The organism is Acidovorax sp. sic0104 (assembly GCF_019219095.1).
Classification (GTDB): Bacteria; Pseudomonadota; Gammaproteobacteria; order Burkholderiales; family Burkholderiaceae_C; genus Acidovorax.
In genome coordinates this window covers 331,106-347,254 of the sequence record NZ_JAHUWH010000005.1, presented here as the reverse complement: position 1 = coordinate 347,254, position 16,149 = coordinate 331,106, and the positions used below count along the sequence as shown (strand labels likewise).

The 16,149-nt window shown below is 66.3% G+C and carries 9 protein-coding genes; 7 read left to right on the top strand and 2 right to left on the bottom strand.

Annotated elements, in window-relative coordinates; all coding sequences use genetic code 11:
• The 7 genes from KW835_RS11230 to KW835_RS11200 all read left to right on the top strand — a co-directional run.
• Nucleotides 1–200, top strand: a 200-nt coding sequence (locus KW835_RS11230) for a choice-of-anchor U domain-containing protein (RefSeq protein ID WP_304505166.1), incomplete at its 5' end; no start/stop codon positions are given.
• 105 nt (nucleotides 201–305) lie between these two features.
• Entirely contained in the window at nucleotides 306–4,637 is a 4,332-nt protein-coding gene (locus tag KW835_RS11225; RefSeq protein WP_218382447.1) for a choice-of-anchor U domain-containing protein, read from the top strand.
• Nucleotides 4,638–4,742: 105 nt separating this feature from the next.
• Nucleotides 4,743–5,459 (top strand): hypothetical protein, encoded by a 717-nt coding sequence (locus tag KW835_RS11220; protein WP_218382446.1) that lies wholly within the window; start codon nucleotides 4,743–4,745, stop codon nucleotides 5,457–5,459.
• Between the two features lie 7 nt (nucleotides 5,460–5,466).
• Complete coding sequence (locus KW835_RS11215; RefSeq protein ID WP_218382445.1) at nucleotides 5,467–7,176, top strand: type I secretion system permease/ATPase; 1,710 nt, start codon at nucleotides 5,467–5,469, stop codon at nucleotides 7,174–7,176.
• Entirely contained in the window at nucleotides 7,173–8,870 is a 1,698-nt protein-coding gene (locus KW835_RS11210; protein WP_218382444.1) for a type I secretion system permease/ATPase, read from the top strand. Before KW835_RS11215 ends, KW835_RS11210 begins: the two co-directional genes overlap by 4 nt.
• A gap of 21 nt (nucleotides 8,871–8,891) precedes the next feature.
• Nucleotides 8,892–10,217 (top strand): HlyD family type I secretion periplasmic adaptor subunit, encoded by a 1,326-nt coding sequence (locus KW835_RS11205; RefSeq protein ID WP_218382443.1) that lies wholly within the window; start codon nucleotides 8,892–8,894, stop codon nucleotides 10,215–10,217.
• A gap of 68 nt (nucleotides 10,218–10,285) precedes the next feature.
• Entirely contained in the window at nucleotides 10,286–11,557 is a 1,272-nt protein-coding gene (locus KW835_RS11200) for a TolC family outer membrane protein (RefSeq protein ID WP_255593463.1), read from the top strand.
• Between the two features lie 94 nt (nucleotides 11,558–11,651).
• Here KW835_RS11200 and KW835_RS11195 read toward each other — a convergent pair whose 3' ends face one another.
• Both KW835_RS11195 and KW835_RS11190 read right to left on the bottom strand, forming a co-directional pair.
• Nucleotides 11,652–12,770, bottom strand: coding sequence for a glycerophosphodiester phosphodiesterase (locus tag KW835_RS11195; protein WP_218382441.1), 1,119 nt, complete (start codon nucleotides 12,768–12,770; stop codon nucleotides 11,652–11,654).
• Nucleotides 12,771–13,138: 368 nt separating this feature from the next.
• Nucleotides 13,139–15,985, bottom strand: coding sequence for a calcium-binding protein (locus tag KW835_RS11190; protein WP_218382440.1), 2,847 nt, complete (start codon nucleotides 15,983–15,985; stop codon nucleotides 13,139–13,141).
• Nucleotides 15,986–16,149: the final 164 nt, after the last annotated feature.

Below are 16,149 nucleotides of genomic sequence, written 5' to 3'. Positions count from 1 at the left end.
ACATCGCCAGCGAGCCCTATGGGGGCAAGACGGTGATGGAGGGCGGGCGCGTGCGGCTGGACTTCCACATCGAGGACGGGGGGCAGTTCGATGCGGACGGCAAGGTGGACGGGGTCATCACGGACCCTGGGGCGCCGGCGTACGTGGCGCTGTCGATCACGGGGCAGGCGGCTGATGTGTCGCACGGGTTCTGGTTCTGAGGCCCTTGATCTCCAAGATTTTCAAGTCTGGGTGTGCCTCGAGGCTGATCTCCAGCCAGCCACTCTAGGGTCAACGAACAAGACGCAGCATAGGAAAAAGCCAGCATGTCCAGCATTCCTTCCAATCTCACCATCAACTTCAGTGGCCTCGGTTTCGTGGAAGGTGCCGACCACGGTTCCACTGTCTATACCCAGGGGGACATCCGGATCACCTACAGCGCGGCCAACTGGTTTGAGGATGTGGACTCCGGGCAAGCCAACTCGGAAGGCCTGTTTGCCGGGATGTATTCGGGGGTGGAAACCGTCACGATCGAAACGATTTCCGGCAACGAATTTGACTTCGACAGCTTCTTCATCAACGCGTTTGGTGGCGGCTTCGCATCGGTGGAGGGGTTCAGGGACACGGCATCCACCGGTGTCCAGTCCAGCGGGACCGGGTTTGGTCAGTCCGGTGACGGGGACGGCGTGCCCTTCAACGTCTCGCTGGACAACGCAATTTTCAACAATGTGGACAGGGTCGTCATCACTTCCAACGCTGGCGGCTTCTTCGATATCTTTGACAACTTCGTACTGAACACCGTTCCCAACACAGTCCCAACCGCCACGCAACTCACGCAGACCGTGGGCTTCACCGAAGACGGCGGCAATGTACCGCTGGGCGACATCGTCATCACCGATCCCGACGCGGGCGATACCCTGACTGCCACGCTCACGCTGAGCAATGCTGCAGCGGGCAGCCTCACCACGGGCACTTTTGGGGCCGCCACCTCTACCTACACGGCTGGTACGGGGGTGTGGACCGTCTCAGGCACAGTGGTCGATGTGAACGCTGCGCTGGCCAGCGTGGCTTTTGCGCCCGCCGCCCACTGGGACCAGAACCTCAGCATCACCACCCGCGTTCGCGACGCAGCAAATGCGGGCCCGGGCAACGGCAGCATCACGCTCAACGCCACGCCCGTCAACGACGCGCCCGTACTCACGCCCTCCAGCCCCACGCTCAATGCGCTGACCGATGGCGACACCAACAATGTCGGTCAGGCCGTCTCCAGCGTCATCGGCAGCAGCATCAACGACGTCGATACCGGTGCCGTACGGGGCATTGCCATCACGGGGCTGCACGCCGGCAATGGCACCTGGCAGTACAGCGTGAACGGCGGCGCTAGCTGGCAGGACATGGGGACCGTTTCCGATGCCGCAGCGCTGCTGCTGCGCAGTTCCGACCGCGTGCGCTTCCTGCCGGACGGCGTCAACGCAACCACCGCCGACATCACCTACCGCGCCTGGGACCAGAGCGGCGCTACCAGCGGACAGCAGGGCAGCAAGATGGACGCCTCCGCGCCCGGCGGCAGTTCGGCGTTCTCCGCCGCCACCGACACAGCCAGCGTGACGGTGACTGCCGTCAATGACGCCCCGCTGCTCACCAGCAGCGGTGGTGCCACGGGGTTCGTCGAGGGGGACAACCTGGCCTCGGCCCCCGTGGCGGTCGATCCGGGGATCACGGTGTCGGACGGCGACTCGCCACTGCTGCTGGAAGCCGCCGTGCAGATCACCGGCAACTTCCAGGGCACGGAGGATGTGCTGGGCTTCACCGGCATTCCGGCCAGCATGGGCGACATTGCCGGCAGCTACGACAGCAGCACCGGCAAGCTGACGCTGGCCTCGGCCGGTGGCGCCAGCGCGGCGCAATGGCAGGCAGCCCTGCGCGCCGTGACCTACACCAACAGCTCCGACAACCCGGTCACCTCCGATCGCACCATCAGCTTCGTGATCAACGACGGCACTCTCGACAGCATGGCTGCCGACCGTACGGTGACGGTGGCGCGCACCAACGATTCCCCAGTGGCCAGCATGCCGGGCGGCATCACCGTGGTGGAGGATGTGGCCGGCTCCGTGACGGGCATCAGCTTCTCCGATGCCGATGCGGGCGCTGGCAGCGTCACTGCGACCCTGTCGGTCCCCAGCGGCACCCTGTCCGCCACCTCCGGCGGCGGTGTCACCATCGGCGGCACGGCCAGCGCGCTGACGCTCTCCGGTTCGGTCAGCGACATCAACACGTTCATCGCTGGCGGTAATGTGGCCTACCAGACTGCCCTCAACAGCACGGCTGGCGTCACCCTCACGGCGAGCATCAGCGACAACGGGCTCTCCGGGGGCGGCGCCAAGACCGGCAGCGGCACCGTGCTGCTCTCGGTGACGCCGGTCAACGACGCGCCGAACATCACGGCGCCAGCGTCCATCAGTGTGGACGAGGATGTGCCGCAGACGCTCACCGGCATCAGCTTCAGCGACGTGGATGCCGGCACGGGCGCTGTGACCGTGCAATTCAGCGTCGCGCCGGGCAGCGGCACGCTCAGCGCCACAGGCGGAGGTGGCGTCACGGTGCTGGGCTCGGGCAGCGGCACGCTCAGCCTCGCGGGCACGCTTGGAGACATCAATGCATTCGTCCTGGGCGGCGCGGTCAGCTTCACCACGGCCAGCAATGCCACCAGCGACGTGGTGCTGACGGTTGCGATTGACGATGGAGGCCATATCGGCACTGGCGGCAACCTGACCGACAGCACCACCGTCACGCTGGCGGTCAGCGCCCAGAATGACGCGCCAGTCAACACCGTGCCGCTCACGCAGTCAGTCACGCAGGACGGTACGCTGGTCTTCAGCGCGGGCAACGGCAACGCAATTTCGATTGCCGACGCGGATGCCGGGGGCGGCACTCTGCAGGTAACGCTCACGAACAGCAACGGCCTGATCACGCTGGGCAGCATCTCGGGCCTGGTGTTCACAGTCGGCAACGGCACGGCTGACGCAACCACGACCTTCGGCGGCAGCATCGCCGACATCAACAACGCCCTTGCCGGCCTGGTATTTGCCCCGACCGCTGGCTACCACGGCCCGGCGTTGCTGCAGATCGTCACCAACGACCTGGGGATGACGGGTGCGGGCGGCGCTAAGACCGACACCGACACCATCGCGATCAACGTGGCCCAGGCCAACCCGGCGATCGTCAACGTGGCCAGCAGCACGGCCGACGCCAGCTACAAGATCGGCGACGTGATCCATATCACGGTCACCTTCGACCAGGCCGTCACCGTCAGCGGCGGCACGCCCACGCTGACGCTGGAAACCGGCGCCCCCGATCGCAACGCCACCTACGTGAGCGGCAGCGGCGGCACCACCCTCACATTCAGCTACGTGGTGCAAGCCGGGGATCACAGCACCGATCTGGACTATGCCGGCATCAGCGCCTTGTTGCTGAACGGGGCTGCCATCAATAGCGTCAGCCTGGGCAATCCCGCCGCCGTCAACTTGCCAGCGCCCGGCACGGCGGGCAGCCTTGGCGCCAATGCCGCGCTGGTGGTCGACGGCGTGGCGCCTACGGTGACATCGGTGGCCGTGCCGCCCAACGCCACCTACACCGCAGCCCAGGCGCTGGATTTCACCGTGAACTTCAGCGAAGCCGTGACGGTGAACACCGCCGGCGGCGCACCCCGGCTGGCCATTGCGCTGGATTTCGGCGGCACCGCGTATGCCACTTACCTGGGCGGCAGCGGCACGACGGCGCTGAGCTTCCAGCTCACGGTGGCGGCGGGCCAGGTGGACATGACCGGCATCGTCGTGAGCGCCCTGCAGGCCAATGGGGCCGTGCTGTCCGATGCGGTGGGCAACAACGCGGCATTGGCGCTGGCCAATGTGGCGCCCACCAACGGCGTGCGTGTGAATGCCCCCGGGCCCGACCCGGAGCCCGAACCACCGGTCACCCCGCCGGTCACCCCACCAGTGACACCACCCACCCGGGGCGTGCCCGACAACGACGGCATCCCGCCCACCGTGGAAGACCAGACCCCCGGCATCCCCGGGCCCGATGGCACCACGGTGCCCGGGGACGGCAACGGGGACGGCATTCGCGACAGCGAGCAGCCCTCGGTGGGCTCCATAGGCTTCGTGCTCAGCCCCACGGGGGAGAGCAACCCGGGCAACGCACCGCCGACCTTCACCACGCTGGTGGCCAGCAGCCAGAACGGCAAGGTGGCCAGCGGCAACGACAACGCGCGCATCACCAGCCTGGAGCAGCTGGATGCGCCGCGGGACCTGCCCGCAGGCATGCAGATGCCCATCGGGCTGGTGAGCTTCACGGTGGAGCTGGGTGCGGGCAAGACGGGGGAGAACTTCAGCCTGTACCTGGACCCGGCGCTGGGCATCAACGGGTACTGGAAGCAGGATGCGGGGGGTCAGTGGGTGAACATCGCCAGCGAGCCCTATGGGGGCAAGACGGTGATGGAGGGCGGGCGCGTGCGGCTGGACTTCCACATCGAGGACGGGGGGCAGTTCGATGCGGACGGCAAGGTGGACGGGGTCATCACGGACCCGGGGGCGCCGGCGTACGTGCCGCTGTCGATCACGGGGCAGGCGCCTGATGTGCCGCATGGGTTCTGGTTCTAAAAACAACAATCCTCTAAAACTACTGTTTTGATAGCTGCCAGCGCTCGTCCAGTGGGCCCAAGCAGCCGAAAATCCTTCAAACTGATCTACCAGGAGATTCCGATCGTGCAAAAAAACCTCTCGCTTGCCCTTTCTGCATTGGCCTTCGTCGCGCTCACAGCCTGTGGTGGGGGCGGGGGCGGCGATGACGCCGCAGTGCCAGGCCCGTCTGCGCAAGTGCAAGGCCGCTGGACCACTGCCGCGGGCAGCACGCCCGCGTATACGGCCATCGGTCTCCCTTCATCCGGAGGATCGGCGGCTTTGTGGGTCCTGGCGAACGATGCGAGCCGCCTCGTCAAGCTCTCCGCCCAGGACAGCGGCGCGCTGACGGGCAAGTCCTATGCACTGGGACAGCGTGTGGCCGCCACGAACATCGCCGGCCAGTGGAGTGCGTCTGCATCCCGATCCCTCGGGCTCACCGGCGTGGTGAACGGCTCGCTCGCGCTGGCACAGGCCGATGCGTTGACGGCGGCGGCAGCACAGGCCGACGCCGCGGGCACGTGGAAGGCCACGACCGGCGGCAATGCGCAAACCGTCACGTGGACGGTGGCTGCTTCGGGCGCGGTGTCGGGCTCCAGCACCACAGGCTGCACCTACACTGGCACGCTCGCCGCACAGGCCAACGTGACCGTCTACACTGCCGCAGTCCGCGAATCCTGCTCCGATGGCGTCAGCACCCAGTACAACGGCGTTGCGACGCTCAATCCCGCCAGGAATGCGCTGACCATGGTGGCCACCAGCGCGGACGAAAGCGTTGGCGTGGCGCTTTTCCTCTCCAAGTAATCGTGCAATGACCGCTCCCGCCGAAGCCGCGCAGGCCCTTGCGCGGCAGACGCCCGCCTTGCGGCGGGCTTTTGCTTTTTCAGTGCTGGCCGGCTTGCTGGTGCTGGTGCCCACGGTCTACATGTTCGAGGTGTATGGCCGCGTGGTGGACAGCCGCAACTTCATGACGCTGGCGATGCTGACCCTGATGGCCCTGTTGGCGCTGGCCGTCATGGAAGTGCTGGAGTGGGCGCGCTCTGAAACGCTGCGCGAGGCGGGCAGCGCATTCGACGCTGAGCTGGCCCCGCGCGTGTTCGAGGCTACGCACGCCGCCCAGCTCAAACGGGGCCAGGCCCTAGGCGGACAACCCCTGGCCGACTTGCGCACGCTGCGTGATGCGTTCCACGGTGGCGCGCTGGCTGCGGCACTGGAGTCGCCAGTGGCCCTGGTCGCCCTGGTGGTCCTGTTCCTCATCCAGCCCGTGCTGGGCTGGGTCGCGCTGGCGCTGGCGCTGGTGCAGGGGTTGCTCTCGTGGCTGAACGAGCGAGGCACCGCCGAGCCCCTGGCGCGGGCCAACCAGGCCGACATCCAGGCCCGTACCTACATGGACGGCACGCTTCGACACGCCGAAGTCGTGGCTGCGCTGAACATGGCGCCGGACATGCAGGCGCGCTGGCTGCGCATGCACCGCGAGGCCCTGGCGCTCCAGGCCCGCGCCTCGGACAATGCGGGCCTGTACCAGGCGCTGGGCCGTGGATTGCAGACCACATTGTCGTCTGCGCTGCTGGGCCTGGGCGCCTGGCTTTTGCTGCGCGACGAACTGCCCGGTGGCGGCGGCATGCTCATCGTCAGTTCTGTCCTGGGGGCGCGTGTGCTGGCGCCGCTGGTGCAGTTGGTGTCGCAGTGGCGCAATGTGGTGCAGGCGCGGCTTGCGTGGCAGCGACTGTCCGATCTGTTCAAGCAGATGCCGGCCGGCAAGTCCGCCATGTCGCTGCCGGCGCCCCGTGGACAACTGTCCGTGGAAGGGCTGACGGCGGCTGCGTCGGCGGGCGGGCCCCCCATGCTGCGCCAGATCTCCTTCGCGCTGCAGGCGGGCGAAGTGCTGGCCGTGATAGGCCCGTCCGCCTCGGGCAAGACCACGCTGGCCCGCATGCTCGTGGGCCTGTGGGCGCCGCTGGCCGGCCACGTCCGGCTCGACGGCGCGGATGTGAGTGCGTGGAGCAAGGCCGAACTGGGCCCGCACCTGGGCTACGTGCCGCAAAGCGTGGAGTTGCTGCCCGGCACGCTGGCCGAGAACATTGCCCGCTTTGGCGAGCCTGACGCTGAGGCCCTGCAAGAAGCCGCGCGCTCAGTGGGCTTGCACGATTGGATCATGTCCCTGCCCCAGGGCTACGACACGCCCGTGGGGGATGAGGGCGTGATGCTGTCGGGCGGGCAACGCCAGCGCGTGGCCGTGGCCCGCGCCCTGTACGGCGCCCCGGCGCTGGTCGTGCTGGACGAGCCCAATGCAAGCCTGGACGAAGCCGGCAACCAGGCGCTGGCCCAGGCCATTGCCCGTACCAAGGAGCGCGGTGCGACCGTGGTGGTCATGACGCACCTGCCCGGCGTGCTCGCGGTGGCCGACAAGGCGCTCGTGCTGTTCAGTGGAGCGCAGCGGGCTTTCGGGCCGCGCGACGAGGTCCTGGCGGCGCTCCAGAAGGCCAATCAGAACAACCCACCCGTGGCCCGCGTGACATGAGTATCTTCAACAATCCGCCGCGCGGTGAAATCGCCCAGGCGCTGTGGAGCCAGCGGCGTGCCTGGGTCGTGGTCGCCCTCTTCAGCATGGTGGTCAGCGTGATGCTGCTCACGCCCACGCTGTACATGCTGCAGGTGTACGACCGCGTGATGGTCAGCCGCAGCGAACTCACGCTGCTGGCCGTATCGCTCATCAGCTTGTTCCTGTTCGCCGTCATGGGCTTTGCCGATGCCATGCGCGCGCGGCTGCTGGTGCGGCTGGGAGCCCGGCTGGACGCGGTCCTGGCCGAACGTGTGTGCGGCGCCGCCTTTGCGCGGGGCGTGCGCGAACCGGAAGCACACCGCGCACAGCCCTTCGCGGACTGGATGGAGTTGCGTCAGTTCCTCACTGGGCCGGGCATCCTGGCGTTCTGCGACCTGCCCTGGACGGTGGTGTACGTGGTGGCACTGTTCCTCCTTCATCCGCTGCTGGGCCTGGTGGCCATCGGCTTTGCGCTCGTTCAGGCCGCGCTGGCGTGGTGGGGCCAGCGCCGTACCATCGCGCCTGCGGAAGCCCTGTCGCAAGCGCAGGCCGCATCGAACAGCTACCTGCAAGGCAAGCTGCGCAACGCCGAGGTTGTGGAAGCGCTCGGAATGGCGCGGCCGCTGCGCCAGCGGTGGCTTGGCCTGCATGCCCATGCAGCCCAGCGGCACGCAGCACTGCAGGGGCTCACGCACCGCGTCACGGCGTGGAGCAAGTACGTGCGCTATGCGCAGCAAACCGCGTCGCTGGCGACAGGGGCGATCCTGGTCATCCACGGAGATCTGACCCCTGGCGCGATGATTGCCGCCAACGTGCTGATGGCGCGCGCACTCGCCCCCATCGACCATTTGGTGGGTGTCTGGCGTGGCCTGCTGGGTGCCCGCACCGCCTACGCTCGCCTGGCGCTGTTGCTGGAGGACTACCCGGCCGGCGCCTCGCGGTCCGATCCCCGGGCAGATGCCGGATTGACCGGACCTGTCGCTGCGCGGGGCCTGCGCGTGGCGGCGCCCGGCCGTTCCGAGGACATCCTGCAGGGTCTCGATTTCGAGGCGCAGCCCGGTACGCTGACCGTGGTGATGGGCCCATCGGGCTCGGGCAAGTCCACGCTTGCGCGCGCGCTCGCGGGTGCCTGGCCGGTAACGGGCGGCCATTTGTCTACAGGTGGCCTTCGGGTGGGATACCTGCCCCAGGAAACGGCGCTGTTCAATGGCACCGTGGCCGAGAACATCGCGCGATTTCAGGCTGTCAACGGGAAGGTGGACGCACCCCGTGTGGTGGCTGCCGCCAAGGCTGCGGGTCTGCACGACATGGTGCTGCGCTTGCCTGGCGGCTATGACACGCCGGTGGGCGAAGGGGCCCGATCGCTCTCAGGCGGGCAGCGCCAGCGAGTAGCCCTGGCGCGGGCCTTGTACGGTGAACCAGGCCTTGTCGTGCTCGACGAGCCCAATTCCCACCTGGACGACGCGGGCGAGGCCGCGCTGCTGCAGTCGCTGCGCGGGCTCAAGGAGCGCGGCGCCACCATTTTTCTCGTCACGCACCGCGCTGGCGCTCTCGCACTGGCGGACCAGTTGCTGGTGCTGAACGACGGCCGCGTGCGCGCACAAGGCCCGCGCGATGCCGTGCTGGCGCAGTTGCGACCGGCGACCGCCGTTCCGCAGGCGCTGCCTGCCTGACCCTACTTTCCGAAGCAAGCCATGTCCACACCCCTGACGACGACGCCTCCGCTGGAGCCCCCTACCGACACTGGCCGCGCTGCGCGCATCGGCCTGTGGACGCTGGGTCTGGGCCTGGGCGGTTTTCTCCTGTGGGCCGCACTCGCGCCGCTGGATGAGGGCGTTCCCAGCCAGGGCATGGTGGCGCTGGACACCAAGCGCAAGGTGGTCCAGCACCTGACAGGCGGCATCGTGCGCCAGGTGCTGGTGCATGAAGGAGAGACCGTGCGAGACGGCCAGCCCCTCATTGCGCTGGACGACGCCACCACCCGAGCCAACCACGAAGCCTCCCGGCTGCGGTATTTCGCGCTGCGGGCGGCGCAGGGCCGCCTGGAAGCGGAGAGGGCCGGCACCGCTTCGCCGCGTTTTGCGGCCGACCTTCTGGCCGCCGCGCAGTCCGAGCCAGAGATACGCCAGCTTGTGGACAACCAGGTGCAGTTGCTCCTGTCACGCCGCGCTGCCCTCCAGGCCGACGTGCAGGCCATGGAAGAAGGCATCCAGGGCCAGAACGCGCTGCTGCAGTCCTACGCCGGCATGGTGGAAAGCCGCCGTGCGCAACTGGCCCTGCTGCAGGACGAATTGGGCCATACGCGTGAACTGGTCAAGGAGGGCTATGCCCCCCGCAATCGCCAGCTGGAGCTGGAGCGCCAGAGCGCCGATGCCCATCTGGCCATCACCGAATTGCTGGGCAACACGGCCCGCGGCCACCGTGCCGTGGCCGAACTGCGCCAGAAGATCCTCTCGCGCAAACAGGAATACCGCAAAGAGGCCGAAGCGAGCCTGGCCGAGACCGTGCGCGATGTCGAGCCTGAAAGCAAGCGCTTCACGGCGCTGAAAGGCGAGCTGGCGCGCACCGAGATCCGGGCCCCGTCCGCCGGTCAGGTGGTTGGCCTGGCGGTGCAGACCGTGGGCGCCGTGGTGCAGCCGGGGCAGCAGATCATGTCCATCGTGCCGCCGGGCGAACCGCTGGTGCTGGAAGCGCGGGTGGCGCCGCACCTTGTGGACCGGGTGCATGCCGGGCTGGCGGCGGACGTGCGGTTCAACTCCTTTGCCCATTCGCCGCAGCTGGTGGTGCAGGGTCAGGTAGCTTCCGTGTCCGGCGACCTGCTGACCGACGCGCAGACCAACATCAGCTACTACCTGGCACGGGTGAAACTGACCCCCGAAGGCATGAAGGCGCTGGGCAGCAGGCAGCTGCAGCCCGGCATGCCCGCTGAAATCGTCATCAAGACCGGAGAGCGCAGCCTGCTCACCTATCTGGCTGCGCCTCTGCTCAAGCGCATGGCAGGCTCGTTGAAGGAAGAATGATGGTGCGGCCAGCTACATCATCAGTCGCGCTCGCCTGCGTGGCGTTGCTCGGTTCCGCGGTCCACGCCATGGACCTGCAGGACGCATACCAGGGCGCGCTGCAGCAGGACGCGACCACCCGCGCAGCGCGCGCCGCCGTGCAAGTGGGCGACGAGCGCGTCGACCAGGCCAAGGCGCAGCTCTATCCGAACGTGAGCGTTACCGCAGGCTACGTGCGCAACAACCTGGACCGCACGCAACCCAACTTTCTGGGGCAGGAGGTCACGGCCAACGACCGCTACCCCAGCAAGAACGCCACCCTGACCGTGCGCCAGCCGCTGTACCGCAAGACCATCGCTGTGGTCATCGAGCAAACGCAAGCACAACGCGAAGATGCACAGGCCGGTCTGGAGAAGGAAACGCAGAACCTCGCCGTACGGGTGGCCGAGGCGTACACCCAGATCCTGTTTGCGAGCGATCAGATAGGGTTCATTGCGGCGCAGAAGGCGGCAACTGCCACCCAGCTTGATGCTGCACGCAAACAGTTCGCGGGCGGCAGCGGCACGCGCACGGACATCGATGAAGCGCAGGCGCGCCTGGACATGGCCGTGGCGCAGGAGCTTGAAGCGCGCCAGCAGCAGGGCTTTGCCCAGCGCCAACTGGCCCTGCTGATCAACACGCCTGTAGATGTTGCAGAACTGCGGCCACTGTCCCCCGAGCGCCTGGCCAACTGGAGCCCGTCGGCCATCGGACTGGAGGAATGGCTTGCGCAGGCTGAAGCGCAAAGTCCCGAACTGCGCCAGCTGCGTGCTCGGCTCGAAACGGCGCGGCTGGAAGTCGAGAAGGCCCGCGCGGGCCACCTGCCCACTTTGGACGCGGTGGCCCAGTGGAGCCGCAGTGACAGCGAGAGCGTCACCTCCCCCGCCACGCGCTACATCAACCGCACGGTGGGCGTGCAGCTGAACGTGCCCCTGTACGCGGGTGGGTACGTCAGCGCCGCCACGCGCGAGGCCGTGGCGCGCCAGACCCAGGCGGAGGAACTGCTCGAAGCGGCGCGCCGCGACCTGTCCCTGCGCCTTGCCACCGAGTACCGCAGCGTCACCGAGGGCCGCTTGCGCGTGCGTGCCCTGGAGCAGGCAGAGCGCTCTGCGGAGCAACTGGCGCTGTCGAGCCGTATGTCCATGAAAGGCGGGGCGCGCACGCTGGTGGATGTGTTCAACGCAGACCAGAAGAAGGCCCAGACCCAGCGGGACCTGGCACGCGCGCGCTACGAAATGCTGGTCGCGTATGTGCGGTTGCAGGCGCTGGCGGGAGCCGACGAAGGCGCCGGCATCGCGGCGGTGAACGCGTTGCTGCGCTAGTGCCGCGCCGTGGATACCTCGCACGGGTCATGAACGCTTCTTCGCGCTGACCGACGAGGCTTCACAGCGAGGTTCGTGCACCTGCTCTGTGGGCTCACTTGAGCGTATCCACCGCCTGGCGGCCTACGGCCGGGTCGTCGGTGAAAAAGCCATCCACCCCTGCTTTCAAGAAGGCCTGGATCTCGCCCACGCTGTCGCCGCGAACGGTGTTGTCGGTGGTGGGGGCCTTCTTGTAGGCTGCGGGCAGGAAGTTGTTTTCGGGCCGCAGCGTCCAGATGTGCACCGACAGGTTCAGTGCATGGGCGTCTTTCACCAGCGACGTCGCAGCACCCAGCACGCCGTTCTTCACGGGAATGACCAGGTCTTTGTGTGAGCCCACTACATCGGCGTAGGCGGCGATGCTCTTGAGGCCCTCTGCCGTGGCCAGGTCGGCGTAGGTTTGGGTGTTGCCCGCCACAGTGAAGTCGTAGGGCCGACCGGTGTTGCTGAGCAACTGCACCAGGCGCACGGTGCTCTGCTTGCGCAGGGCTTTGAGGTTGGCCACTTCGAACGACTGCACGAACACCGGGGCGTCCTTGCTGTTCCAGCCGTTCTTTTCCAGCACCGCGAGCAAGACGGGCTCCAGGGGCTTGCCGATGGACTGGAAGAATGTGGGGTGCTTGGTTTCGGGGATGACGCCAATGGTGCGCCCCTTGGCGATGGATTGCGCCTTGGCCAGGTCAATCACTTCCTGCAGCGTGGGCACCTCGAACTGACCGTTGTAGGCCACATTCGCCGGGCGTATGGCTGGAATGCGCTCGCGTGCGCGCAGCGTCTTGAGCTCGGCCAGGGTGAAGTCCTCTACAAACCAGCCCGTGATGGCTGTTCCGTCGATGGTCTTGGTGGTCTTGCGAGCTGCAAACTCGGGCCGGTCTGCCACATCGGTGGTGGCTTCGCGCACGCTGCCATCGTCGTTGAGGATGGCAATGGCGTTTTCGTGCCGCGACACCAGCACGCTGTCCTTTGTGATGACCAGATCGGGCTCGATCAAGTTGGCGCCATCGTCAATGGCTCTCTGGTATGCAGCCAGCGTGTGTTCGGGCCGCAATGCCGATGCTCCCCTGTGCCCAATCACCGTGGGCACGGGTGGCCAGGCTGGGGTGTCGCTGCCACCGCAGGCGGTGGCCAGAAGCAAAGTGGCCGCGACGGCCAGCAGAGTCTTGTGTATTTGCATGCGTTTCTCCCTTGGTTTTGTGACGCGGGATCATGCTCTTCTGGTTGTGTGAAAGAGTTGTGGCAAGCCTGCAAACAAGACAAGTGCTTCATTTCTACGCAGAAATCAACATGGCGTGCCTGAATTGGCTACGCGCAAGACGCAGTTGTGCTGTCTCACAGAAACCTTGCATCAGCAATGAATGCAAAGTCGGCACCTTTGCAAAAGAGATATCGCGGTGAGGAAAGGCCGGGCGAGGCGGACATCTTCGAGTGCCTTGTTCAGCGCTGTGCAGGCCTGCTTTCGCAGGCCACTGCACAAAAAGCAAAGCCGCCCCGAAGGGCGGCTTGGTTCCAGCTGCTGCCGGCCATGCGGCCGGTCGGCAGGCATCATGGAATGATGGTGACGTCGGAGGCCAGCAGGAACGCTGGGTGCGTGGTCGTGCCGAGGATCGCGACGTTGATGCTGGCCTTGCCGAAGCCAAAACCGTCCTGGTCGAACATCAGGGCGCCGGTGGCCGCGTTGTAGCGGAAGTAGGTGCTGGTGGTGATGTCCAGGTCGCCCCCGCCCAGAACACCGCCGTAGATGGTGCCGGAGAGGTCGATCGTGATGTGGTCTTCACCCACCACGAAGTCCGTGATCTTGTCGACGTTGGTGCCACTGATGAGGGTGGTGAACATGAACTCATCGTTGCCCGCGCCGCCCGTCAGAACGTCGGCACCCAGGCCGCCGTTGATCGTGTCGTTGCCCGCGCCGCCGATGAGGATGTTGGCGCCGTTGCCGCCGGTCAGCTTGTTGTCAAGCTCATTGCCCGTGAGGTTCACCGCGCCCGTGGACTGGATGATGCCGATCTCGAGGGCATTGCCCAGGCCCAGCGCGTAGGTGCCGGTGGTCATGGTGACGATGACAGTGTCCTCCGTGTCGGCGGGGAATTCGTCAGCGTTTTCCACGATCACGTCGCTGGCCGAGTCCACATAGTACGTGTCGTTGCCGCCCAAGCCATACATCACATCGTTGCCCGTGCCGCCGATCAGCGTGTCGTTGCCAGCGCCGCCGTGCAGCGTGTCGTTCCCAGCGCCGCCGTCGAGCGTGCCGGGGCTGCCGATGACCGTGAGATTGTCGGCAAAAGGCGTGCTCGCGTTGGCCAACAGCTCCGTCGGCGAGGTGGTGATATCGCTGAACTTGACGAACTCCATGTTGCGCAGCACGACAGATGTGCCGGGCGCGCCCGAGTACGTGAGCTTGATGTCCGTGGCGTTGAGGCGCGAGGCAGTCCAGTTCGCAGAAGTGCCCGGGAGGCTGCTCAGGTCGGCCATGTCCAGCGAGCCGATGCCGCCGTCCATGGTGTCATTGCCCAGGCTGCCCCACAGGGTGTCGTTGCCTTCACCACCCAAGAGGATGTTGTTGCCATCGTTGCCCTGCAGCATGTTGTCGATGCTGTTGCCGGTGATGTTGACGTTGACCGAGCCCGTGCCAAAGGCATTCTCGATGTTGGCCGACAGGACATAGGTGCCTGCTGCAGTGAATTGCACGTCCACCCAGTCGGTACCTTCGTTGACGTTTTCCGTGATGACGTCGCCCGCCGCGTTCACCACATACCAATCATTGCCCGCACCGCCAATGAGCTTGTCATTGCCCAGGCCGCCGTCCAGCGTGTCGTCGCCGTCGCCGCCGGTGAGGATGTTGGCGCCGCTGCCGCCCTTGATGTTGTTGGGTGCTCCGTTGTGGCCCGTGACGTTCACCGCGCCCGTGGACGTCACCTGGATCCATTCCACTTCGGTGGGCAGCACATAGGTGCCAGAGGCGACGGACAGGAAAATGCCGTCGTTGACGCCTCCGCCGGGATTCTCCACCGGGCTGTCCAGCAAGGAGTCCAGGTAGTAGGTATCGTCGCCGAGGCCACCGACCATCAGGTCGTTGCCCTTGCCGCCGTCGATGGTGTCGTTGCCGGCCGAGCCAATGACGGTGTCATTGCCCGCCAGCGCATTCACGCTACCTGCAACCGCCATGGTGAGGTAGTCGTCACCGTTGGTGGGGATGCTCAGGTCGGCCACGTTCTTGTCGCCATCGTTGAACTGCAGGACTTCCAGGCCGCGGATGATGATGGTCTGGGTCAGGCTCTTGAGCTGGATGTCGCCCGTGGTGCTGGTGGGCGCTGCGGTGATGACGAAGTCGCTGAAGTTGCCGTTGATGATGGCGCGGTCGGTGCCTGCGCCGCCATCCAGGGTGTCGTTGCCGCCCAGGCCTTCGAGCGTGTCGTTGCCACCGCCACCTGCGAGCACATTGTTGCCCGCGCTGCCCGTCAGCAGGTTGGCCTGGAAGTTGCCGGTGATGTTGACGCCCTGGGCGGAAGACGTCACGGTGGCGGATTCGATGTAGTCGGACAGCACGTAAGTGCCGCCCGCAGTGAAGGCCACCTGCACGTGGTCCGTGCCTTCGCCGGTAGCTTCCACGATGACGTCGCCCGCCGCATTCACGACGTAGATGTCGTCGCCCGTGCCGCCGATGAGCCGGTCGTTGCCTGCACCGCCGTCCAGCGTGTCGTTGCCGTCACCGCCCGTGAGCGTGTTGGCGCCGCTGCTGCCGGTGAGCTTGTTGTCCATGGCATTGCCCATGAGCCCTGCTGCGCTGGAGCCCATGACCTGGCCGTTTTCCACTTCGGCGCCCAGGGTGTAGGTGCCCGATGTCAGGGTGACCTGCACCAGGTCCGTGCCCTCGCCGGCCAATTCGACGACGGTGTCGTTGATGTTGTCCACCACGTAGGTGTCGTCGCCGGTGCCGCCTTCCATGTAGTCGCCGCCGGTGCCGCCATTGAGCGTGTCGTTGCCGCCGCCGCCGTACAGCATGTTGTAGGCGCTGTTGCCCGTCAGCACGTTGGCCAGGCCGTTGCCGGTGATGTTGATCAGGGTGGCACCCATGGCGGTGGCGTTTTCAACGTCGCCATTGAGGGTGTACATGCCCCCGCCCGCCAGCGTGAGCTGGACCAGATCGATGCCGGTGCCGCCGGAGGCAAAATCACCCAGGCTGTCGACGGCAATGGTGTCATTGCCGTCATCGCCGAACATCTGGTCGTTACCGGTGCCTCCATTCAGCAGATCGTTGCCATTGCCGCCGAACAACACGTCGTCGCCGCCCTGGCCGTAAAGAGTGTCGTTGCCGTCAAAGCCGCTGATGACGTCGGCGAGAGCCGTGCCGCTGAGAGAGTTGTTGGCCGCTGTGCCGTTGATGATTGCCATGATGAACCCCTGCTGAAAATGGGTGCCGCGATGAAGAGTGGGCAAAGCCTGCGCGAGCCCTCCCCATAGTGATATCAACGGAGTGTATCGGAATGCTGCTATTTCACTAGAGCTGTTACCTGGGGAATGTGGCGCCAAAGCCGAAGCTTTGTGACATAGCGCAC